Source organism: Streptomyces sp. NPDC060000 (assembly GCF_042737375.1).
In the GTDB taxonomy this organism is placed as follows: domain Bacteria; phylum Actinomycetota; class Actinomycetes; order Streptomycetales; family Streptomycetaceae; genus Streptomyces.
Genome location: NZ_JBHWUU010000001.1, coordinates 356,739 through 379,617, shown reverse-complemented (window position 1 = coordinate 379,617; position 22,879 = coordinate 356,739). Strand labels below are relative to the sequence as shown.

The following is a 22,879-nucleotide window of genomic DNA, read 5'->3' as shown; positions in this document are numbered from 1 at the left end:
GGGAGGTGCCGGATGTGCTCAGGAATCGGTGTCGTCACCGATCCACCAGGCGGCCGTGGAGCCGGGGAGCGCCCCGGCCGGGCAGGGGCCGCTGGACAGCAGGGGGATGCCGGAGACGGGCGCCGGAACGGGTGCCGTACCGAAGTTGACGGCGCAGACCAGGCCGTCGCCGCGGACGAAGGCGAGGACGCCGGGCTGGGTGTCCAGCCAGCGCAGCGAGCCCTCGCCCAGCTGGGGCAGCGTGGCGCGCAGCTGGAGGCCGTCGCGGTACAGGTGCCAGAAGGAGCGGGTGTCGGCGAGGGCGCGGTCGGTGGCGAACTCGGCGAAGTACTCGGGCTGCGGCAGCCAGGGTTTGGTGCCGTCGACGCCGGAGGTGAAGCCGAACGGCGAGGCCTGCCCGGACCAGGGCAGCGGCACCCGGCAGCCGTCCCGGATGCGGGCGCGGCTGCCGGTGCGGCGGAAGATCGGGTCGGTGAGCACGTCGTCGGGCAGGTCGACGACCTCGGGCAGGCCAAGCTCCTCGCCCTGGTAGATGTAGGCGGCGCCCGGCAGCGCCAGCAGCAGCAGGGCGGCGGCGCGGGCGCGGGCGGCGCCGAGACCGCTGCCCTCAACGGCCGGTTCGCCGTAGCGGGTGACCGTGCGGACCTGGTCGTGGTTGTTGAGGACCCAGGTGACGGTCGATCCCGTTCCTGCGATGTCCTGCATGGCCTCGGTGATGACCTTGCGGAAGGCGTCGGCGTCCCAGGAGGCGCTCAGCAGGTCGAAGAAGAAGGCCTGGTGCAGTTCGTCGGGGCGGACGTACCTCGCGTGTTCGCGGGCCGTCGGCACCGAGACCTCGCCGACCAGGAGCCGTTCGCGGCCGTCGTCTGCCGTGTACTGCTCGCACACCGCCCGCCAGCGGCGCCACACGTCGTGCACCTCTGGCTGGTTCCAGGCGAGCGGGTTGACGGAGTCGCGGGTACGGGCGTCGGCTTCGGGATCCGGCGAGTCGGGCAGTTCGGGGTGCTTGAAGAGGCCGGCGGCGACATCGATGCGGAAGCCGTCGACGCCCCGGTCCAGCCAGAAGCGCAGTACCCGCTCGAAGTACGCGCCGACCTCGGGGTCGCGCCAGTTCCAGTCGGGCTGTTCGGGCGTGAACATGTGCAGGTACCACTGGCCCGGGCGGCCGTCCGGCTCGGTCACCCGGCTCCACGCCGGGCCGCCGAACATGGCGTGCCAGTTGTTGGGCGGCTCGGCGCCGTCCGGCCCCCGTCCGTCGGCGAAGTGGAAGCGGGCCCTGGCCGCGCCGCCCGGAGCCGAGGCCAGCGCCTCGCGGAACCAGGGGTGCTCGCTGGAGCAGTGGTTGGGGACGATGTCGAGCAGGACCTTGACGCCCAGCCGTCGGGCGGCCGCCACCAGCCGGTCGAACTCGGCGAGGTCGCCGAAGAGCGGGTCGACGTCGCAGTAGTCGGAGACGTCGTAGCCGTGGTCGTGCTGCGGGGACGGGTAGAAGGGGCTCAGCCAGATCCCGTCGACGCCCAGCTTCTTCAGATAGGGCAGTCCGGCGCGGACCCCGGCGAGATCGCCGACGCCGTCGCCGGTGCTGTCCAGGAAGCTGCGGACGTACACCTGGTAAATCACTGCCTCACGCCACCAGCGGTGCGTGTCGATGTGCGTGTCGATGTGCTGGGAGCTCACCCGTTGGCCTGTCTGTGCGGGCTGACTGTTATGCATGCATGTTAGGTAGGCGTTTCACGGGGGTGTCAACGAACAGGCGGCAGATAATTCACGGGAGGGTCCGTAGATATGTGCTTACCGGGACAAATCGCACCCGGTTGATACGCCGACGTTACCTAACACGTAAGTAGGAGTGGACGGGCGTCGGCCGACGGACGTCAGCCGTGGCGGGAGATGTCCGCCAGTTCCCGCGCCAGCCGCCGCACCGCGGCCTCGGGCGTCGAGTGCCCTGCCATCGCGTCGTGCACGACCGCCTGCACCACCATGCTGACCTGGTCGTAGCGGGGGCTCTTGGGACGCGGCGCGGCCGTCAGGACGCTCTCGCGCAGGGTCGGAAGGTACGGGAACCGGCGCACCAGTTCCGGGTCCTCGTACAGATCGGCGCGTACGGGAGGCAGCGCACCCCTGGTGAGCACCTGCCGCTGGACGCCCTCACTGGTGAGGTACGCGATCAGACGCGCGGCGGTGCCGGGGTGCTCGGCGTGACTGTTGACGGCGAGATTGGAGCCGCCCAGGACGCTCGTTCCGGGCCCGTCGCGCCCGGGCAGCGGTACGGCGCCGACCTTGCCGGCGACCGCGGACCCCGCGGCGGAGGCACTGACGTACGCGTAGGGCCAGTTGCGCAGGAAGAGCAGCCGTCCGTCCTGGAAGGCCTGGCGGGACTCCTCCTCCGTGTAGGTCAGGGCCTCCTCGGGCACCCAGCCCTCGCGGACGCCGCGTGCGAGGAAGCCGATGCCGTCCCGGGCCGCGGAGCCGACGGTGACACGGTCGCCCTCGTCGCCGAGGATCGTGCCGCCCGCCGAGTACACGGCCTCGGCCGCGTTGACGGTGAGTCCCTCGTAGGGCAGGAACTGACCCGCGTAGCCGGCGAGTCCGTGCCTGGGCGCGACGGTCTTCGCGTCGCGCTCCAGCTCTGCCCAGGTGCGGGGCGGCGGGAGGCCCTCCGCGGCGAGGACGTCCTTGCGGTAGAGGAGCAGCCCGGCGTTGGTCACGTAAGGGACGGCGTACAGCCGGCCGTCGTACGTCGCCGTGTCCACGACCGGGCGGAGGAAGCTGCCCAGCGGGAAGCGGTCTCGCGGCAGCGGGCGGATCCAGCCGGCGGCGGCGAACTCCGAGGTCCACGCGACGTCGATGTTGAGAACGTCGAAGCGGCTGCGTGCGCCGCCGCGCAGATCGGTGATCATCTGGGCGCGCGTCTCGTCCGCCGAGTCCGGCAGTTCGACGAGGGTGACCTTCTCCCCGGGGTGGGCGCGGTTCCAGCCCTGCAGGAGCGGGCCGAGGTAGCCGGTGAGGTCGCCCGCGGTGGCCAGGGTGAGCGGTCCGCGGCCCTGCGGCCCACCGTCCGCCCGGGCGCCGGACGCGCCGTAGCCGGCCAGGACGACGGCGAGAACGAGGAGGCCCCTACCGGCGGCGCGTATCCACCGCATAGGTTCCTCCCTGTACACCGGCGCCGGGCACCCTCGCCCGGAGTCAGAGGCTATGTATACCCGTTAGGTATGGGCGATACTAGGGCCTGGAACACAATACGAGGCTGCGAGGAGGACAGCACGAGTGCGCCTGCCCCTCCTGGCCCTGCTGGCGCGCGGCCCGGCCCACGGCTACGAGCTCAAGCAGGACCTTGAGCGTCTGTTGGGCGCCGCGTACCCTCAGCCGAACATCGGCCAGATCTACGTGACTCTGAGCCGCCTCGAGAAGACAGGGCTGATCGAGGGCGAGGAGGTCGAGCAGTCGAGTCGGCCCAACAAGAAGATCTACCACCTCACCGACGCCGGGCAGGAAGCGCTGCGGGTCTGGTACGAGGAGACCGCGGACGAACCGCGGTTGCGGGACGAGTTCTTCATGAAGCTCGCGCTCGCCGGGCAGACCGGTCTCGCCGACCGGATCGCCCTGATCAACAAGCAACGCCGCCACTATCTGAACACCATGCGTACCTTGTCCAAGCTCGTCACGGGCGAGCACCGCGACAACCGGATGGCCCGGCTGCTCGTCGAGGGCGCCATGCTGCACCTGCAGGCCGACCTCGACTGGTTGGAACGCTGCCAGGAGGAACTGGAGGAGCCGGAGTGAAAGACGCCCCCATTCCTGCGCTGCAGGCCGAGGGCCTCGTGAAGACCCACTACGGCGAGGGAGCTCCCGCCCATGCGGTACGCGGGGTGGACCTGTCCGTACGGCAGGGCGAGTTCGTGGCCGTCACCGGTCCGTCCGGCGCCGGCAAGTCGACGCTGCTGCATCTGCTCGCCGGCCTCCAGCGGCCGGACAGCGGCAGCGTCCGGCTGGACGGCACGTGCACGGACGGCTACAGCGAAGCGCAGTGGGCCGTGGCGCGCCGGCGCCGGATCGGCGTCGTCTTCCAGTTCTTCAACCTGATCTCCAACCTCTCCGTCGCCGACAACGTGGAACTGCCCGCGCTGCTGGCCGGGGTCTCCCCGAAACGGGCACGGTCGGAGCGGGAGGAACTGTTGGCCGAGCTGGGTCTGGCGGGCAAGGAGCGGAGCATGCCCGGTGAGCTGTCCGGCGGCGAGCAGCAGCGCGTGGCGCTGGCCCGGGCCCTGGTGAACCATCCGCCGCTGCTGCTGGCGGACGAGCCCGCGGGCAGCCTGGACAGCAAGGGAACCCGCGAGGTGACCCGGCTGCTCTCCCGGTTCCACCAGCGCGGCCAGACCATCCTCCTGGTCACCCATGACGCACGCATGGCGAGCACCGCGGACCGGGTGATCAGCTTCTTCGACGGCCGGATAGCCGACGACGCCCGGCTGGACGCCACGCCGTCGCCCGGCAAGGGGATATCCGCGGTCCTCGAGCTGAGGGACTGACCCGTGCGAGCCACGTTGCGCTGGGCGCACTCGGACCTGCGGACACATCGCGGTGAGGCACTGTTCCTGGTACTCGCCACGGTCGGTGTCGTCTCCTCCCTGCTGCTGGCGACGGCGCTCTTCGGCTATGCGACGAACCCGTGGGAGCGGGTCTTCACGCAGTCCCGGGGCGCGCACGTCTGGATCCACACCGGTTCCTCGGCGCAGACGGCCGCACTCGCCGGGCTGGACGGCGTCGAGTCCGTCGCCGGCCCCTACCCCACCGCTTCCGCCACGGTGTCCTCCCGCGGCGCCCGCGCCTCCGTCGAGCTGCGGAGCACCGACGAACGCCCCGCCGTCGGACGTCCTCTGCTCACCTCCGGCCGCTGGCTCGACCCGGCGGCGCCCGACGGTGTGGTGCTGGAGAGCAGCCTCGCCAGGGCGCTGCTGGCCGGGCCCGGCGATGTGCTCACCCTGCCCGGCGGCGCCGCGCCGCTGACCGTCCTCGGCGTCGCCGACAGCGCCGAGCCGCGCTTCCGCCAGGGCGAGCAGCCGGGGCTGGTCTGGGCACTGCCGTCCGCCGTGCCGCGCACCGGAGCCGACGGCGGCCAGGTGATCGGGCTGCGCCTGGCGGACCCCGGCGACACCGACTACGCCGTCCAGCGCGCCGTCACCGTGCTCGGCGCCGGCGCCGTGCGCGAGGTCTCCACCTGGCAGCAGGCGCGCGCCGAGGCACAGGGCGACGACCGGCTGCTGGGCCAGATACTGGGCCTGTTCGGTCTCGGCGCCCTCGTCGCCGCCGGACTCGCCGTGCACGGGGCCATCGGCACCCGCATCCGAGGCCATCTGCGGGACATATCGATCCTCAAGGCGATCGGTTTCACACCGGGCCAGGTCATGCGGGTCTTCCTGCTCCAGCATGTCGCCTACGCGCTGCTGGGCGCCGTGGCCGCCGCGACACTCACCCAGGCGCTGGGCAGCCGGCTGCCGGGCCGGCTGGGAGACGCGGTCGGGGTGTGGCAGGGGCTGCCCGGACACGCGGCGACCCTGGTCGGGGTGCCGGTGGGGGTGGTGCTGTTCATCGGCGCGACCACCGGGCTCGCGGCCTGGCGGGCCGGGCGGGTGCCTCCGGTTCCGCTGCCGCGGACCGCCGCCCCCGGAGGCGGAAGTCTGTCGGGCGTGGCGCGCCGCGCGCTCGGCCTGCGGTTGCCGCCCGCGCTGGTCCTCGGCTGGCACCGGACGTTCACGCGTCGCCCGCGCTCACTGGCCACGATCGCCCGCCTCGCCCTGCCGCTGACGCTGATCGTGGTGGCGATGAGCGCGTGGACGACCATCGACCGGTTCCACAGCACGCCGGAGGAGATGGGGCTCGCCGCCGCGCTCACCGTCCGCGCCGACGACGGTTTGGGCGATGCCGCGACCCACGCGCTGCTGGCGCGCAGTCCCGGGGTCGCCGCCGCCTATCCGGGAGTCGAGGTGGCGGCCCTGGTGCCGGGCCAGACGGCGACGATCGCCCTGCGCGGCCTCGGCACCCGCAGCGACCCGTACCCCTACACGCAGGTCGAGGGCCGTCCCGCCCACGGTCCGGACGAGGCGGTGGCCGGGCAGGGGCTGCTGGACCTCCTGGACGTCCGGGTCGGCGACTGGGTGCGGATGACCGTGAGCGGCCGGCCGCAGATCCTTCACATCGTGGGCCGCAGCATCGAGCCGGAGAACGCCGGCCGGGTCATCTCGACGTCGCTCGACACCCTCCGGGAGAACGACCCGGAGCTGCGGCCGACGCTGTACCAGGTCCGGTTGCGGGACGGCGCGGACCCGCAGCGCGTCGCCGCCGAGCTGGGCGCCGCGGCCGGCCGTGGACAGCTGGACGTGCACATCGTGACGAACCCCGCCGACGGTCTGTCGCCCCTGCGCAGTGTCGTGGTCGGCCTGCTCGGCATCCTCGCGCTGATCGGACTCGTCGACCTGCTCACGGCCATCGGTGGCGCGGTGCGCGAGAGCGAACGGGATCTGCTCGCCTTCAAGGCGATCGGCCTGTCGCCGCGGCAGATCACCGCGATCACCGTCACGGCCACCGGTTGCACCGTGCTGGCCTCGGTCGCCGTCGCCCTGGCCCTGGGGCTGCCCCTCTCCCACTGGCTGATCGACGCCCAGGGCCGCTCGAGCGGCGTCGGAGCCGGGATCGCACACGCGCCGTCCCCGGTCGCGCTGTCCTCGTTCGGCGCGGCCGCGTTGCTGGGCGCCCTGGCGCTGGCGGCGCTGCCCGCGACCCGGGCCTCCCGTCGTCGGCTCGCGGACACCCTGAGCGCGGTGGCGTAGCCCGTCGGTTTCTGAAGACGTCCTCGCGTCCCCCTTGGGCCTGCGGTTTCGGGGCAGACGGGACAGGAACCCGGCTGGTCGGCCAAAGGAGAGACAACAGTGGCGAAGAACTCATCGCTGAGGGCTGTGGGGTGGGCGCGCTCGCTGCCGGTGAGCAGCGGGGTGAAGGCCGCCAGGGACTGGACCCGTGCGCATCTGGCCACGCTCAGCTGGGCGCAGGACGACCCGGAGCTTGTGGACTCGGTTCTGCTGGCCGTGTCCGAACTGGTCACCAACGCCCATGTGCACGCCCACAGCGCGGCGCAGCTGATCCTCACCTGGGACGAGGAGTGCCTGCACGTGACCGTGCATGATGCCTCGCCCCAGCTGCCCGAGCCGCGGAACCCGGGCGACGGGGCCCTCGGCGGGCGCGGTCTGCTGCTGGTGGACGCCCTCGCCGATCGCTGGGAGGCCTATCGCTGCCCCCGCGGCAAGAACGTCACCGTCTGCTTCCAGGCGGACGGCGGCACGGAGCCGCATCCCGTGGCCGAATGAACCCGCTTCACCCATGCGGGGCGGCCCGTACAGTGGGTGGTGCGGATTCCTCCGCGTTTGGTCCGTTCAGTGCCACTCCGATCCGACCGGAACGCTCATGCACCACCCGTCCACCGCCTCGGACGACGGCTCCGACGCCCTGTTCGGGCTCGACGCCCTCGGCCCCGAGCCCGTAGCTCCGAGCACCGGCCGGCCGTCCTTCCGCGACTCCGACGCCGCGCGGCACCTGCTGCCCGTACGGGAGATACACGCCGAGCCCGCGGCCGCAGCCTCCCCGCGCGGCCGGCAGATCATCGCCCGGTTCCCCGAGGCGCGGCTGGTCGAGGTCGAGTCGCACTGGCGCATCCCCGGGCTGCACGGCAATAAGGGCAACATCGCGCGCTGGGTGCGGGTCAAGGGCGAGACGCTCGTCCTCGGCGAGCGGAAGTCACCGCGGACGCGTCCCAACGGCCGGTCCGCCGACTGGATCGCACCGGGCGCCTCCAACGGCTGCGCGATGGCCTGCGCCTACTGCTACGTGCCGCGCCGCAAGGGGTACGCCAACCCGGTCACGGTGTTCACCAACATCGACCGGATCGTCGCCCACATCGGACGGCACATCGCCCGGCAGGGCCCGAAGCCCGAGCCGAACCAGTGCGACCCCAGGGCCTGGGTGTACGACATCGGCGAGAACGGCGACTGTTCGGTGGACGCTCTGATCTGCGACAACACCGCGGATCTCGTGCACGCCTTCCGGCAGTGGCCGACGGCCAAGGCGTCCTTCGCGACCAAATTCGTCAACCCGGACCTGCTGGCGCTGGACCCGCGCGGCCGGACCCGCGTCCGCTTCTCGGTGATGCCGCCGGAGGACTCGCGGCTGCTGGACGTGCGCACCTCACCGGTCGCCGAGCGGATCGCCGCCGCCGCGGACTTCCTGGACGCGGGGTACGAGGTGCACTTCAACCTCTCCCCCGTCGTCGTCCGCCCCGGCTGGGAGGAGGCCTGGGCGGAACTCCTCGGTCAGCTGGACGACGTCCTGCCCGACCGGGTGAAGCGGCAGGCCGCCGCCGAGGTGATCATGCTGACGCACAACCGGGAGCTGCACGAGGTCAACCTCGGCTGGCACCCGCGTGCCGAGGACGTCCTGTGGCGGCCGGACCTGCAGGAGACCAAGGTCTCCGAGAACGGCGCGCTGAACGTCCGCTATGCGAGCCCCACCAAGGCACGGGCGGTGGACCGGCTTCGCACACTGGTCGCCGCCAGGGCGCCCTGGCTGGGCATCCGGTACGCGTTCTGAGTGCACATGCAGATGAACGCTCACCGTTGCGCCCTGCCACCCGCCCCTGCCCGGACGGCCCGTTCGTCCGCCTTTCGCGCGTCCCACAGGTGACGGTGCGGGCCCCGCCCACCGGGGAGTGATCCGCTGCCGCAAGTGCCCACCAGGTCGGCCGCGGACGGCAAGTCCTCGATGAGGTCGGCGGCTTCGCCGGCCCACCGCGCCAGGGCGGGGATCTCGCCTCGCGCCACGGCGTCCCGGTACACCCGCCCCTCGGGGCCGGCAGGATCGGATGCTGCACCCCGAACCGTTCCGTGAACACCGTCGACAGTCCCGTGACCGCCATCCTCACCCACCCGTCGTGCCGGTCGCGGCGAAGTCAACAGCGCGTGGACACGTCCTGAAGGGGCACATGATCGGTTGGCCGGGTCGTACGCTGGTCGTGATACCGGTTCGGACTTCTCGTTCTCGTCCGCCGAGCGTCCGTCCGTGACTTCCCGGACGGTGCGGCTGGGACGGGCGGACGCGGGCCGTCCCTGTTCGACGGGTGATCGGCATGACTTCGCTCGAGGACTGTGCCCGCATGGCGCACGCTCTGTTGCGGGCCAGCCATCTGTCCGCGTTCGAAGAACTGCCGGGGCTGCTGACACGCCACGCGGGCGAGGCCGGGCTGCACCGCGCGCGTGTCTACGTGGCCGACATCCAGGAGCAGGTGCTGCGGGAAGTGACCGGGCGGGGCATCGACGCCGGAACCGGCGGGCAGGAGTTGCGGGTCGACGCGACGCTGGCCGGCCGGGTCTTCCGCAGCGCACGGTCCCACTCCGTGCCCGCCGACGGCGGCGTGCAGCACTGGCTACCCGTCCTGGACGGCACCGAACGCCTGGGTGCCCTGCGGGTCGAGACCGACCAGGAACCGGACGAAAAGACGCGGACGGCGATGGAGGATCTGGCGTCGTTGATGGGCCTGTTCCTGGTCTCCAAGCGCCACCACAGCGACTCCTACGCCCGCCTCACCCGGGTGCGCCCGATGTCGGTGTCCGCGGAGATGCAGTGGACCCTGATGCCGCCGCGCACCTTCGCCAACAGGAGGGTGACCATCGCCGCGGCGATGGAGCCGGCCTACGCCACCGCCGGCGACGCCTTCGACTACGCCCTGGCCGGCGACACGGCCCACCTGGCGGTCTTCGACGCCATGGGCCATGACACCTCGGCCGGACTGACCGCCAATCTCGCCATGGCCACCTGCCGCAACCAGCGGCGTCAGGGCAGCGGCCTCGCCGAGGCCCGGGACGCCATCGAGGCCACCTTGCTCGAGCAGTTCGCCCGGTCCCGCTACGCGACGGCGGTACTGGCCGACCTCGACCTGGAGTCCGGCCTGCTGACCTGGGTCAACTGCGGCCACCATCCGCCCGTCCTGATCCGCGGCAGGCGCTGGACCACCCACCTGGACTGCCCTCCTTCCCATCCGATGGGAACAGACCTGGGCCTTCCCACGATCTTGTGCCAGGAACAGCTGGAGCCGGGCGACCAGCTGCTGCTCTACACCGACGGCATCGTCGAGGCCCGTGACGCCAGGGGCCACGAGTTCGGTCGCGACCGCTTCGTCGACTTCGTCATCCGCGGCCAGGCGAACGGACTGGCCGCTCCCGAAACGCTGCGCAGACTCGTCCGCGCCGTGCTGGAGCACCACGACGGACACCTCAACGACGACGCCACCGTGCTGCTGTGCGAATGGCACGGCAGCACCGAAACGGCCCCGCCCGTCCAGGACGAGGGCGTGTCCGGGGCGGAGTCGCCGGTCAGCGCAATGTGAAGCGCGGGAACCCCCGCGCGAGACGGTGAAGGACCCGCGGGGATCATGCGCCGGTGGTCTTGTCCACCAGTGCCGTGTAGGCCAGTTGCAGTGCGTCCGCCCCGGCCAGGGCGGTGAGCGCGCCCATGGCTGTGCGGGTGGCGCGCGGCCAGAGCAGCCCGGCGGCGGTCAGGGTCGAGACCACCCACACGCTCGTGCAGAACGGGCAGGTCAGCAGTTCTCCGACGGTGTCCTTGCCATCTTCGGCCCGTGCCACCTCGTGCAGCTCGGCCGGACCCTGCGGGCCGACGTACCGCGTGAAGGGAGCCCGCAGCGGACTCGTCACCGCTGCCTTGCTCAGCAGTCGGCTGAGCCTGAAGGCCGCCACCGACGTCAGCACGATGTCCGAGGGCGCGGGCCGGTCGGGCAGGGGGCGTCCGCGGAGCCGCACCGCTGTCGCCCAGGCCGCCGTGTACGCCCCGAATCCGGCCATGGCCGCGACGTAGCCCTCCAGCGGCCGCTCGGGCCCCGCCGAATATTCTCGCTTCGTACCGCGGAGAAATCCGTGCAGCCGTCGTGCGAGGCGGTTGTCAGTTGCCGTGTTCATGAACCGCTCACGTCCCGTTCGTAGGCCGATCCTTCTCGTCACCGTTCGCGTGCGCATCCTGGTCCTGCCGACGCAGGCGCACCTCGACATGGCCGTCCACGATCCGTGTGTCGAAGGCGGGTTGGGGCGCGGTGGCCGGGCCGCGGACGTTCCAGCCGTCCGAGAGCCTGAAGACGCTGCCGTGCCAGGGGCACTCGACGCACCCGTCCGTGATGGCGCCCTCGGACAGTGGTCCCGCGAGATGGCTGCACCGCTCGGCCAGCGCGTGGATCGTCCCGCCCGATTCGCGTACCACCAGGACCGGTACGTCGTCCACGCTGCGCCGTACGGCCTGGCCGGCCGGGAAGTCGGCCACACTGCCGATACGGTGCCAGCCCTCGGTGACGACGTGCGGGACCTCTTCCACGTGGTTGGCGCCGGCGGCCTGACGGTAGGCCATGTGGCCGCCCAGCATGCCACCGGCCCCGACCACCGTCAGGCCCAGGAACCCGAGGGTCCGGCCCGCCGCCGTACGCCCCTTCAGCCGGCATACGAGCGAGGCCGAGTACAGGCCGACGGCCGCCGTGTTGGCCAGGGCGTGCACCAGTCCCACACGCTGCTGCTCATGGTGCAGTTCCGCCCAGTCGACCGCGCCCGTGAGCGCGGCGGGACCGGCCGCGGCCAGCCCGACGCCGACCAGGAGGTCCGCCTCGCGGGAGCGGCCGGGGAGCAGATCCAGTACCGCGGCGGACAGCCAGCTGCCGATCGGCACCTGGACCATCAGCGGGTGCACCGGATGCCCCAGCCACCTGCCGTGCAGCGCGTCCCGGCCGCGTCCCAGAGGCAGGGACCGGATGCCCGTACGGAGCGCGTCGATCACCGTGTCCGCCCGCGGCTCCCGTTCCAGGCGGTCCAGCAGCCACAGGATCCGGTTCTGCCGTGTCCGGCGGCGGGGAAGCGTTGTACTCATGCGCAACCGGGTCCCCACCAGGGCGTACGGCAAACGGTCCGCCGGGCGCCGACGGGTCCTCGCTCAGGCGTCCGGCCGGGCGACCGCCGACCGCGCGCCACGACCGCCGTCCCGTCGCCGAGCAGGCCTTCTCTGACCGCGCCGTCTCCGAGACCACGCCGTCTCCGACCGCGCGCCATGACGGCGACCGCGTGTCTCGCGGTCGCCGTCGTGTTCAGAGCCCGGTCCGTGGTGCGCTCGGGACGCCGCGTCAGCGAGCCATCCGGGTGGAGCTGCGGTCGCCCTTGTCCGTGTTGCCCGCCGCCGAGCTGGTCGCGAGCGCGAGCGCCAGGGCGATGACGCCGACGATGATGTTGTTGACCACCGTGCGTGTGGTGTCCACGTTCCCGGCCACGACCCAGGGCGCCACGATGGTCCAGACACCGATCATCGCGGCGGCCCACGCGCGGGCGTGGGTGCGCTCGTAGGCGTGGCCGAAGCCGCCCAGGAGCAGTGCGTAGGCGATTCCGCAAATCAGGTTGTTCACGGCCAGGGTGCTGAAGTCGTTGAAACCCGCGATCCAGGGGGAGGCGGCGAGGTACAGCCCGGTGATGAGGGCCATTGCCTCGACGGCCTGTCCCTGTTGGGTCGTGACCGCTCGCTCGGCCCGGGCGTGGCGCTCCCGCATCTCCAGGATGTCCGGGTGCGACTCCATGGTCGTATGGGTCCGCTCGGTCATGATGGCCTCCTAGTTCAAGGACGAATTGGTCGATATGTCCCAGCGCACGCCCGAGTACCCATCGAACGGCGACCGTCCCGCGCCACGGCGGGCTGCTAGGGGGCGGCCGGAAATCCCGGCGTGCGTGACTCCCCCGGATGCCGCACCCGGCGGACTCGTCGCGATGCGGAGGGGCTGTGGACTGCTGCCGGAAGACTGCGCGCCAGTGACTTCTGGCGAGCGTGAGTGAGTGCCGGGTTTCGGTCTGGTCGTACGGGGCTGTCCTTCCTGCGGGCGGCGTGGCCTGGGCTTGCCGCGGGAAGGGAACGGGAGTTCCTGGGGCGAATGGGTGCCCTTTGCGGGTGGCGTTCGTTGACTGCGGTAGCGGGATCTTCGGGACGGGTGGGGGTGAACGGGTGGATGGGTTGCGGGAGTTGCCGGCGTCGTTCGTGGTGCCCGGTCCCACTGGGGTGGCTGTCCGGGACCGGCTGCGGGTGTCGGAAATGGATGCGGTGGCGCTGGCCGAAGTCGGGCGGGCAGTATCACCAAGGCCACCCATGATCAGTGGGCGCTGGCCGGCGCGGGCAGGTGGCGCATCTGAGCTGGCTGCGAGGGCAGATCGCAGTGGTTGAGGCGCGGCTGGCCCGGCCGCTGGGTGCGAAGACGGACAAGTGTGCAGGGCTGACGCGCGGGTACGCCTCCCGGAGCGAGTGGCATGCCAGGGCGCGCCGCCTGCACGCCCTGAAGGACCGGCCGGCGGCGGTGGAGGCGGACTGGGCGGCGTGCCGGTTGCACGTGGTACGCGCAGGCAAGCGCCTGGCGAAGGCCGCCCGTCACCATTGGGCACAGGTTCTGGCAACAGGACTCACCCCGCTCAGCCTTCAGGAGCGGTACGCGCAGGACGCCGCGGACGACGGGGCGGGGAGAGGCGGAGTCATGAGTGGACCGGTCGCGCCGGACACCGTCCCGGGTGCGCCCGCCGAGCCCGGGAGGTCGATGGCCGTGGCCGCGCTGCTGGGGGCGGCGGTCATGGCGGCGGTCGACGAGATCGTCTTCCACCAGATTCTGCACTGGCACCATTTCTACGACCGCTCCACCGCGGGCGTGGGTCTGCTGTCCGACGGCCTGCTGCACACCGCCGAGCTCCTGGCGCTGGTCGCCGGGTTCTTCCTCTACGCCGATCTGCGCCGCCGTCGGGCCCTCGCGCCGGCCCACTCGCGGGCGGGGGTCTTCCTGGGACTGGGGGCCTTCCAGCTGTTCGACGGGATCGTGGACCACAAGCTGCTGCGCGTGCACCAGATCCGTTACGGCGTGGACGTCACCCCGTACGACTGGGCGTGGAACCTCGGGGGCCTGATCCTGCTGGCCGTCGGCGTGGCTCTCGCAGCGCACGCGGCCCGCCGCGGCGAGGCCGGATCGGGCTCGGAGTCGGGGCCTGGGTCGGGGCCGGAGTCTGGGCCGGGGCCGGGGGCTGGGTCGGGGGCTGGGTCGGGGCCGGGAAGGTGAGTCTCGCGCATGTCCACCCGGGCGCGGGCCCGGGGCCGGGGCTGGGTACGGCCGAGTTGCTGACCGTCGCGGCCGTGCTGCTGGTGGCCGTCGGGTATCTGTGGGCCGCGAGGCGGCTGCGGCGCCGGGGGGACGCATGGCCCGGGAGTCGGGACGTGTCGTTCGGGGCCGGTGGCGTCGCAACGGCCTGGGCGGCGGCGGGAGCGCTGCCGGGTGGGCCCTTCACCGGGCACATGGTCGAGCACCTGCTCGTCGGTATGGTGGCCCCGCTGCTGGTCGTGGCGGCCCGTCCGCTGACCCTCGTCCTGCGGAGCCTCGGACCGGGCCCGGCCCGGCGGCGTGTGCTGGCCGTCGCGCACTCCCCCGTCGTGGGCACGCTCGTCTTCCCGCCGGTGGCGGCGCTGCTCGATGCCGGTGGGCTGTGGGTGCTGTACCGGACGGATTTGTTCGCGGCCATGCGGGACAGCCCGCTACTGGGCCACCTGGTGCACGCCCATCTGCTGGCGGCCGGTCTGCTGTTGACCTTCTCGGTGTGCCGGCTCGATCCGGTGCGTCGCCGCTGGGGTGTCGCCGTGCGCGGTGGGACCCTGCTCGCCGCCGGTGCCGCGCACGCCGTTCTGGCGAAGACCCTCTACGCCCTTCCGCCGCCCGGTACCGGCTTCGCCGCAGCCGACCTGCGCAGCGGGGCCCGCCTGATGTACTACGGCGGCGATCTGGTGGAGCTGGCTCTGGCCGCCGTGGTGGGGCTGGGCTGGTTCAGGGCCCGCGGACGTACATCCCGTTCCCGGACCGTCACCTCTGTGGACGCCGGCCTTCCCCAGAGCGTTCGGTCGGCCCGGCCACCGATGGCCGGGCCACATCCGGCCACAAGGCCACCGACCGGTCGGCGCCCTCGCACGGACACGCCCTGACCCACAGTCCGGCCGGTGGACGGGCATGGTCGGGTTCGCGCGATGACATCACGTCCCCGCACCTCGCGGCGCTGTCGGTCGCGCACTGACTCGCCGCCCTTGGACGCGGCAGCGGGCCACGGCATCTCGAGTGCAGCCGAAACAGCCCGGTCGCGCACTCCGACGGAGGACGCGTTCGGCCGTCCGGGTGTGGGCGGTGGCCGGGGGAAGCGGATGGCTGAAGCATGGCCGAGGTGCCCTGGGTTGCGGACATGCAACGCGGCAACGGGGGTACTTCGCCCGCCCTGCCGAGCCACGAGGAGCGCCCCCCCCATGACCTTCAATCCATTGGAACAACGAGGCATTCCGCTGGACCGCCAGCTGCGCAACTGGCGCGAGTTGAACGTGCAACCGATCGATCCCGACCACTGCGACCCGTACACCCGTTGTCGCATCATCACGATGAACGGGATCGAGGTGGAGGCCATCATGTTCAGCCACCAGCTCGCCCGCAACGCCGTCGATCCCGAGGTGAAACAGCAGCTCGCCCGGACCCGGTACATCGAGGCGCAGCAGCAGAAGGTGGTCAACTGGCTGCTGCCGGGCGTGTCCTCGGTGCTGGAGACGACCATCGCCTACGAGCAGGTCGCGGTGGACCTGACGGCGTGGGTGGCCCGGATGGAGCCGGATCCGTACCTGAAGCAGGCGTACCAGTTCGGCGTGCTGGAGGACTTCGACCACCTGTACCGGTACGCCAACCTGTACGAGATGATCGAGCACCGCAAGGCGGAGTCGATCGTCGAGGGGCTGACCGAGGTCATGCCCGGGCGGCCCACGAAGTTCCACCACCGCGACCCGGTGGACAACGTCCGCGATCCGTACGCCAAGGACGAGACGAACCCGCTGTCGAAGTTGCACGCGCTGACGATCACGGCGACGGAGCAGCAGACCATGAACTTCTACATGAACACCGGCCCCACCTACATGGAGCCGATCGCCCGACAGCTCTACCAGGAGATCGGGCTGATCGAGGAGGAGCACGTCACCCACTACGAGTCGCTGGTCGACCCGGGTGAGACGTGGTGGGAGCAGCTCGTCAACCACGAGTACAACGAGTGCTACCTCTACTACTCCTTCATGGAGCAGGAGAGCGACCCCAGGGTCAAGGCCATCTGGGAGCTGCACCTGAACATGGAGCTGGAGCACCTGCACATCGCCTGTGACCTGATGCGCCGGCACGACGGGCGTGAGCCGCAGCAGGTCCTGGCGCCCGAGCTGCCGAACGTGCTCACCTTCGAGCCGAACAAGCAGTACCTGCGCGAGCTGCTGGACACCCAGATGGATCTGACCACGCTCGGCGCCGGCTACGTGCGCGAGCAGCACGAACGGTTCGAGAAGATGCAGGAGGAGATCCACGGCGGTGAGGAGCCGCCCAGCGAGCGGGTCATGGCGGAACACGACGAGATGTTCGGCCGGGAGTACCGCATCCAGTCCGAGGGCGAGCACCCCGACCCCGCGATGCGCGAGAAGTGAGGGGAACCGGGATGAGTGGTCTGGAGACCCCGCAGGCCGGAGACGACCGGTCCGAGGACACCGATGTCGTGACGCTGCTGATTCGGCAGCACGGTGACATCCGCAACCTCTTCGACGAGGTCGAGGCGAGCACCGGTGAGGAGCGCCGCGACGCGTTCCGCCGTCTCGTGCGGCTGCTGGCCGTGCACGAGACCGCGGAGGAGGAGGTCGTCCATCCCTTCGCCCGGCGGGCCCTGTCCGGCGGTGCCCAGGTGGTCGACGACCGGCTCGCCGAGGAACGCGCCGTCAAGGAGACACTGGCCGCCCTCGACGACCTCGACACCGACGACCCGAAGTTCATGCCCCAGCTGTTGAAGCTGCGCAAGGACGTACAGGAGCACGCGCGGGCCGAGGAACGCTACGAGTTCACCCATGTCCGCCGCAGCACCGACGTCACCGACCTCGCCGCCATGGCGAAGGCGGTCAAGGCCGCGGAGGCCATGGCACCCACCCGTCCGCACCCCGGTGCCGAATCGGGAGCGGCGAACATGGTGCTCGGGCCGGTCGCCGCGCTCATGGACCGCACCAAGGACGCCGTACGCAAGGCCATGGGCAAGGACGGCTGACGAGGGGCGGGACCGCTGACGAGGGAGCGGCAGCCCGCACCTGACGGCCGGGCTGCCGCTCTGCCGTGAAACGTCGTGATCAGCGCCGCACCACCCGCAGCGAACTCAGCGACGGGTCGGCCGCGTCCGGGACATTTCGACGATCTCCGCCACCCGCGGGTCCACACCGCGGCCCTGCTCAGCCGGTCAGGTGGCGTTGCAGCCAGTCCGCGGCGGCCCGGCGGAACAGTCGTCGGTTGTCCGCCCGCAGGAAGTCGTGGCCCTCGTCGCGCAGAGTGAGCAGCTCGGCCGGGATCCCGCGGTCACGCGCCGCCCGGACGAACTGCTCGGACTCCCCCGGCGGCACGTTGGTGTCGTGTTCGCCGTGCACGGCGAGCAGGGGGACGCGCAGCGCGTCGACGCGGGTCATCGGCGAGAGCGCGCGCAGCAGTTCCCGGTCGCGTTCGGGGTGGCCGTACTTGTGGGCCGCCGACTCCGCGAGCCAGGGTTCCGTACCGGCGAAGAAGGTCGCGAAGTCCGACATGCCGCACACGGCGACGCCGGTCCGGAACAGATCCGGGTGGTGCACGAGGGTGGCGAAGGTGAGGTAGCCGCCGTACGAGCGGCCCATGACCGCGAGCCGGGTCGGGTCGGCGGGGCCTGCCGGCACCGCGTGCGCCGCGCAGTCCGCGACGTCGTCCAGCGCGGCGAAGCGGCCGGTGCCCAGGTCGGCGTCGACGAACGATCTGCCGTGCCCCGAGGAGCCTCGGACGTCGGGGGCGAAGACGTCCAGTCCGCGCCCGGTCAGCTCGTGGTACAGCGGGCTGAAGACGGGGCGCTCCTGTTCCTCCGGACCTCCGTGCAGGTGGATCACACAGGGTGCCGGGTCGCCCGCGGGCCGGCCCGGAGCCCGGTAGTACCAGCCGCTCAGGGGCAGCCCGTCCCGAGCCGTGAGCCGTAGGAGGACGGGGCGCACGGGCGGGCGGCCCGGCCCGGCGGCGTCCTCGTCACGGGACGACCAGGGTGTGCGCAGCAGGGACACGCCTTCGAAGGCCGACCACACCCCGGGGCGGCGCTGGGAACCGGACAGTGCCGACAGCAGTCCCCGCGGGCCGGCTGCCGTGACGCGGGTGACGACCTCGTGGGGCAGGGGGACGGGCGTCGTCGGCAGCGGTCCGTACGGGGCCCGGTGGGCCGGGGAGGTGTCCACGAGTTCGAGCCGGCTCGCGCCGCGTTCGTTCCAGGACAGCGCGGCGGTGCGGCCGTCCTGCGACCACGCCAGGAGGTCGAGGTCGCTGTCGGGCCGTTCCGCCGCGACGGACCTGCCGTGCGGCCGGCCGTCGGTGCCGAGGGTGACGGCGAGCAGCGCCGCGTACTCGCGTTCGGCGTCGCTGCGCAGCCACAGCGTCCGCCCGTCGGGTGCGAACCGGCCGATCCACGGGTCGCCGTCGGCGACCTGCACGGTGCATGTCGGCGCCGAGTCGGCCGTGCGGCGGACGACCGCCTCCCGTCGTCCGCGCGGCCCCCGGCGCAGCAGCACGAGCCGGCCGTCGCGGCTGATGTCGCACACCCGCAGGGTGGCGGCGTGCGTCTCTGTGGCGAGCAGTACGGGGGACGCCAGACCGTCGGGGTCGATCAGGTAGGCCGACAACCCGCCGTCGGGCCGGACCGCCGGTACGGCGAGGGGCGCGGGAGCCGTGGCGTCGGACGGCGTCAGGGTCCGTCCCGTCGGCCGTGCGGTGTCGTACGGGGTTCCGCCCAGCAGCGTCGCCCGGCCGTCCCGTCCGGCCCAGTTCGCCGGCAGGGCGGTCTCGTCGCCTGGGGGTCCGGCGCCGTCCGTGGGCGTGCGGGTGTCCGGAGCGGCGAGCGTGACGGCGACGGCCGAGCCGTCGTGCGCCCAGCAGCCCAGGTGGGCGGTGTGGCCGGGGTCGGCCCCGGCGATCACGCGGCGGCCGGTGCCGTCGGGCCGTACGCACAGCACCCGGGAGTGTTCGCCACCGCCCGGTGCGGTGGTGTAGGCGATCCAGCGGCCGTCCGGTGACCAGGACACCTCCTTGACGGGGTCCGGGAGGGAGTCCAGCAGGTGCACCTCGTCCCCGTCCACGGGGCCGGCCCACAGCTGGGGGACGCCGCCCCGGTCGCAGATGAAGGCCACCTCGGAGCCGTCGGCACTGGCGGAGGGGTACCAGCAGCCGTGAGCGCGCAGCCGCGTCACGGCGTCCCGTGGACCGCTCGCCTCGGGCAGGGCGACCGGCGCCGGGGCTGGGGCGGCGGCCCCCCGTCCGTCCGCCGACCGGGTGCCGGGCGGCGGCGGAGCGATTGGGGCGCCGGCGGCCCCCGGCCGGGCGGCGACGGACGGCGAGGTGGACACCGCACCGGCCGGGGCGGTCCGCTCGTCGGTCACGTGATGCCGTGCGTCTGAAGCCATATCTCCAGCAACGCTACCTGCCACAACGCGTTCGCTCCCCGTTTGGTGCGGTGCTCGTCGGGCGCCTCGAGGAGCTGGGACACGTACGACTCCCGGAAGAGGCCGCGCTGCCTCGCCTCGGGTGCCTCGAGCGCCTCGCGCACCCGCTTCAGGACGGGCCCTGCCATGTGCCTGATCGCCGGGACCGGGAAGTAGCCCTTGGGGCGGTCGACGATCTCCCGGGGCAGCAGCTGACGGCCCGCCGCCTTCAGCACGCCCTTGCCGCCGTCGGCCAGCTTGAGTTCCGGCGGGCAGGCCGCGGCCAGTTCGACCAGTTGGTGGTCGAGGAACGGCACCCGGGCCTCCAGACCCCAGGCCATGGTCATGTTGTCGACCCGCTTGACCGGGTCGTCGACGAGCATCACGTGTGTGTCCAGGCGCAGGGCCGCGTCCAGGGCCGTCTCGGCCCCGGGGACCGCCATGTGGTCCCGGACGAAGCGGCCCGAGACGTCGTCGTCGGGCAGCATGCGGGGTTCGAGGATCCGGGCGAGGTCGGCGTGCGGCCGGTCGAAGTAGGTGTCGGCGTACCGTTCGGCCGCGCCGGCGCGGGTGGCTTCGGCGAGCCGCGGGTACCAGTGGTAGCCGGCGAGCACCTCGTCGGCGCCCTGGCCGCTCTGCACGACCTTCACCTCCTTGGACACCTGCTCGGACAGCAGATAGAAGGCGACCACGTCGTGGCTGGTCATCGGCTCGCTCATGGCCTCGACGGCACCGTCGAGGGCTGTCGACACCTGGTCGGAGGGAACCATCAGCCGACGGTGGTCGGTGCCGAACTCGCGGGCCACCAGATCCGAGTAGCGGAACTCGTCGCCGTCCTCTCCGCCCTCCGATTCGAACCCCACGCTGAACGTCATCAGGTCCCGCTGCCCCTCCTGGGCCAGCAGCGCGACGATCAGACTGGAGTCCAGGCCGCCGGAGAGCAGGACGCCGACCTGGACGTCGGAGACCATGCGCCGGCGTACGGCCGTGCGCAGCGCCTCCTGCATCGCGTCCCGCCAGTCGTCCGCGTCCATGTCCGCGTACTCGGCTTGGCGCGTGTACGACGGCTGCCAGTAGCGGTGGTCGTGGTGGGTGCCGTCAGGTTCGACGACCCGCACGGTGGCCGGCGGGAGCTTGCGCACTCCGCTCAGGACGGTACGGGGGGCCGCCACCGTGGCGTGCCAGCTCAGGTACTGGTGAACGGCCACCGGGTCGAGTGAGGTGTCCACGTCGCCCGCGGCGAGGAGCGCGGGCAGGGAGGACGCGAAGCGGAGCCGGCCCGGCGTCCGTGCCAGGTACAGGGGCTTGACACCGAGCCGGTCGCGCCCCAGCACCACCCGCCCGGACCGGTGCTCCACGAGGGCGAAGGCGAACATGCCGTGGAAGCGCTCCACGCAGGCGGTGCCCCACTGCTGGTAGGCCTTCAGCACCACCTCGGTGTCGGATGTCGAGGCGAACCGGTGTCCCAGGCTTCGCAGTTCCTCGCGCAGTTCCTGGTAGTTGTACACACAGCCGTTGAAGACTCCGGTGATCGCGGCTCGAGGGTCGGTCATCGGCTGCGCCCCGAGGTCCGACAGGTCGATGATCTTCAGCCGTCGGTGCCCCAGCGCCACCGCCCCGCGCGTCCAGGTTCCCTGACCGTCGGGGCCGCGGGCGGCGAGCCGCTCGCTCATGCGCTCGACGGCCTCGAGGTCGGGTCGGCTACCGTCGAAGCGGATCTCCCCGCTCAGACCGCACATGTGGTGCCGCCTCCTTCTCGTTCGGCGCCGGCCGGTGACCGGAACGTGGGTGCCGGATCATCGGCGCAGGGGTGGGGATCGTCGGTGTCCATGGCGGTTCACCTGGGGGTCAGCGGCCGAGCGGACACGCGGGAGGGGCCTGTCACGTCGGCGGCGTAGAGGTTCTGGCGGCGAGTGTCCGTCGCCCTGCGGGGAGCGCGTTCGCCGCGGGTCTCGGCGATCAGCATGTCGACGCAGGCCGGCAGACCCTCGTCCTGGGCGATGCGGCGCATGCGGTGGGCCGCGCTGCCGTCGCAGAGGGCCTCCTCCGCCAGCTCGTGGACGGTCTGCCGGTCGCCGTGCCCCTCCAGGGCGGGGCGCAGTCGGGCGAGCAGCTTGCGCACAACCTGACCGGCGGGCACCTCCTGGTGGGTTCCGGGGTCCACCAGACTGCCTTCGAGCCCGGAGCGTGCGGCCCGCCAGGAGGCGCCGCGCAGCCACTCGTGCCGTCCTTCGCAGCTCGGGACACCGCCCGTCCGAAGCCTTTCGCAGGCCTCGGTCACCAGGGCGCGGAACAGTCCGGCGACGAGCACGACGGTCTCGGCGCGGGGGCAGGAGTCGCAGATGCGCAGTTCCAGGGTCTGCAGATGCGCGGAGGGGCGTACGTCGTAGTAGATCATCCCCGGGTCGCTGATGATCCCGGCCCGGACGAGGTCGCGGACCGTGGCGTCGTACTCGTCCGCGCCCGCGAAGCAGCCGACCGGGCCCGCGGTGGGCCAGCGCTGCCACAGCATGGTGCGCCAGCTCGCGTAGCCGGTGTCGGCCCCCTGCCAGAACGGCGAACCGGCGGAGAGCGCCAGCAGCACGGGCAGCCAGGGAGAGACCTCGCACATGACCCGCACCGCCGTGTCGCGGTCGGGGACGTCCACATGGACCTGGGCCCCGCAGATGAGCTGCTCGTCGGCGATGGCGCGGTAGTCCTCGAGCATGCGGTGGTAGCGCGCTCCGGCGGTGGGGTGCGCGGAGGCCGCGGGCGCGAGCGGCGCGGTGCCGGCGGCCACCGCCGCCAGACCCAGGGAGGATGCTGCCGCGTCGAGCCGTCGTCTCGTCTCGGTGAGGTCGGCGTACAGGTCGCCGAGGGACGTGTGCACCTTGCTGTTCGATTCCACGGTGGACTGATGCAGTTCGGTCGTGAAGGTACGCCGTGGAAGGCGCCGCAGAAGCGGATTGGCGCGCGGCACGAGCAGCCCGCTCTCCGCTTCCAGGACGTGGAACTCCTCTTCCACTCCGATACGAACGCTCACGGTCACTCCTCGGGGCGATGAACGGCTGCCGACCGCCGGCGAGGTGCCTCACCGGCGGGCGCGGCGGCATGTGAGGATCTTCGAGTCACCAGAACGCCGATTTGTAAGCCCACGCGACCCATATGACGCGGGCAACCCTCGGATGAGCGGCCTCATCGCTGCGCACGCGAGAGTCAGGGCAATCCGGCCGGCCGGTGGTGGGTGTCACCCGCGGTCAGGCGGTGGAGCGAACGGTGC

Annotated in this window: 18 protein-coding genes; 10 read left to right on the top strand and 8 right to left on the bottom strand. The window is 72.1% G+C overall.

The genetic code is table 11. The annotated features are described in order from the left end of the window. Positions 1-18: 18 nt before the first annotated feature. On the bottom strand, positions 19-1,713 hold the full coding sequence (locus tag ACFWBB_RS01625; protein ID WP_385265444.1) for a glycoside hydrolase family 13 protein: 1,695 nt from the start codon (positions 1,711-1,713) through the stop codon (positions 19-21). Positions 1,714-1,874: 161 nt separating this feature from the next. Continuing rightward, the gene (locus ACFWBB_RS01620; protein ID WP_385265442.1) at positions 1,875-3,143 is read right to left on the bottom strand and encodes an ABC transporter substrate-binding protein; all 1,269 of its coding nucleotides are present in this window, start codon (positions 3,141-3,143) and stop codon (positions 1,875-1,877) included. A 124-nt stretch (positions 3,144-3,267) separates the two neighbouring features. Between ACFWBB_RS01620 and ACFWBB_RS01615 the strand changes: the two genes are divergently transcribed. From ACFWBB_RS01615 to ACFWBB_RS01590, 6 genes are all read left to right on the top strand, one after another. Beyond that, a complete protein-coding gene (locus ACFWBB_RS01615; RefSeq protein WP_385265439.1) occupies positions 3,268-3,783 on the top strand; it encodes a PadR family transcriptional regulator in 516 nt (171 codons plus the stop codon). Then, positions 3,780-4,529 carry an ABC transporter ATP-binding protein gene (locus ACFWBB_RS01610; protein WP_385265437.1) on the top strand — a complete coding sequence of 250 codons (750 nt, stop codon included), beginning with the start codon at positions 3,780-3,782 and terminating at the stop codon, positions 4,527-4,529. The genes ACFWBB_RS01615 and ACFWBB_RS01610 overlap by 4 nt, the downstream gene beginning before the upstream one ends. Positions 4,530-4,532: 3 nt before the next feature. After that, positions 4,533-6,827 (top strand): FtsX-like permease family protein, encoded by a 2,295-nt coding sequence (locus ACFWBB_RS01605; protein WP_385265433.1) that lies wholly within the window; start codon positions 4,533-4,535, stop codon positions 6,825-6,827. A 99-nt stretch (positions 6,828-6,926) separates the two neighbouring features. After that, positions 6,927-7,361, top strand: coding sequence for an ATP-binding protein (locus tag ACFWBB_RS01600; RefSeq protein ID WP_385265430.1), 435 nt, complete (start codon positions 6,927-6,929; stop codon positions 7,359-7,361). Between the two features lie 97 nt (positions 7,362-7,458). Then, complete coding sequence (locus ACFWBB_RS01595; protein WP_385265427.1) at positions 7,459-8,637, top strand: spore photoproduct lyase family protein; 1,179 nt, start codon at positions 7,459-7,461, stop codon at positions 8,635-8,637. 535 nt (positions 8,638-9,172) lie between these two features. Beyond that, positions 9,173-10,429, top strand: a complete 1,257-nt coding sequence (locus ACFWBB_RS01590) for a PP2C family protein-serine/threonine phosphatase (protein ID WP_385265424.1) — start codon at positions 9,173-9,175, stop codon at positions 10,427-10,429. Positions 10,430-10,472: 43 nt separating this feature from the next. Here ACFWBB_RS01590 and ACFWBB_RS01585 read toward each other — a convergent pair whose 3' ends face one another. The 3 genes from ACFWBB_RS01585 to ACFWBB_RS01575 all read right to left on the bottom strand — a co-directional run bounded on the left by ACFWBB_RS01585 (position 10,473) and on the right by ACFWBB_RS01575 (position 12,682). Further along, entirely contained in the window at positions 10,473-11,015 is a 543-nt protein-coding gene (locus ACFWBB_RS01585) for a DUF1360 domain-containing protein (protein ID WP_385265421.1), read from the bottom strand. A 7-nt stretch (positions 11,016-11,022) separates the two neighbouring features. Next, positions 11,023-11,964, bottom strand: coding sequence for a Rieske 2Fe-2S domain-containing protein (locus ACFWBB_RS01580; protein ID WP_385265418.1), 942 nt, complete (start codon positions 11,962-11,964; stop codon positions 11,023-11,025). A gap of 250 nt (positions 11,965-12,214) precedes the next feature. Continuing rightward, a complete protein-coding gene (locus ACFWBB_RS01575; RefSeq protein WP_385265415.1) occupies positions 12,215-12,682 on the bottom strand; it encodes an SPW repeat protein in 468 nt (155 codons plus the stop codon). A gap of 915 nt (positions 12,683-13,597) precedes the next feature. On the opposite strand from ACFWBB_RS01575, the gene ACFWBB_RS01570 reads away from it, so the two are divergent. The 4 genes from ACFWBB_RS01570 to ACFWBB_RS01555 all read left to right on the top strand — a co-directional run bounded on the left by ACFWBB_RS01570 (position 13,598) and on the right by ACFWBB_RS01555 (position 17,195). Next, positions 13,598-14,167, top strand: coding sequence for a DUF2243 domain-containing protein (locus ACFWBB_RS01570; RefSeq protein WP_385265412.1), 570 nt, complete (start codon positions 13,598-13,600; stop codon positions 14,165-14,167). Continuing rightward, entirely contained in the window at positions 14,164-15,078 is a 915-nt protein-coding gene (locus ACFWBB_RS01565; protein WP_385265409.1) for a cytochrome c oxidase assembly protein, read from the top strand. The genes ACFWBB_RS01570 and ACFWBB_RS01565 overlap by 4 nt, the downstream gene beginning before the upstream one ends. A 312-nt stretch (positions 15,079-15,390) precedes the next feature. Further along, positions 15,391-16,590 carry a hypothetical protein gene (locus ACFWBB_RS01560; protein WP_385265406.1) on the top strand — a complete coding sequence of 400 codons (1,200 nt, stop codon included), beginning with the start codon at positions 15,391-15,393 and terminating at the stop codon, positions 16,588-16,590. Between the two features lie 11 nt (positions 16,591-16,601). After that, entirely contained in the window at positions 16,602-17,195 is a 594-nt protein-coding gene (locus ACFWBB_RS01555) for a hemerythrin domain-containing protein (protein WP_385265403.1), read from the top strand. A gap of 178 nt (positions 17,196-17,373) precedes the next feature. Here the strand turns inward: ACFWBB_RS01555 and ACFWBB_RS01550 are convergent, their stop codons facing one another. From ACFWBB_RS01550 to ACFWBB_RS01540, 3 genes are all read right to left on the bottom strand, one after another. Then, complete coding sequence (locus ACFWBB_RS01550) at positions 17,374-19,602, bottom strand: S9 family peptidase (RefSeq protein WP_385265400.1); 2,229 nt, start codon at positions 19,600-19,602, stop codon at positions 17,374-17,376. Beyond that, positions 19,575-21,359, bottom strand: a complete 1,785-nt coding sequence (locus tag ACFWBB_RS01545; protein ID WP_385265397.1) for an N-acetylglutaminylglutamine amidotransferase — start codon at positions 21,357-21,359, stop codon at positions 19,575-19,577. Before ACFWBB_RS01545 ends, ACFWBB_RS01550 begins: the two co-directional genes overlap by 28 nt. A gap of 98 nt (positions 21,360-21,457) precedes the next feature. Further along, positions 21,458-22,642, bottom strand: coding sequence for a glutamate--cysteine ligase (locus ACFWBB_RS01540; protein ID WP_385265394.1), 1,185 nt, complete (start codon positions 22,640-22,642; stop codon positions 21,458-21,460). Positions 22,643-22,879 lie beyond the last annotated feature (237 nt).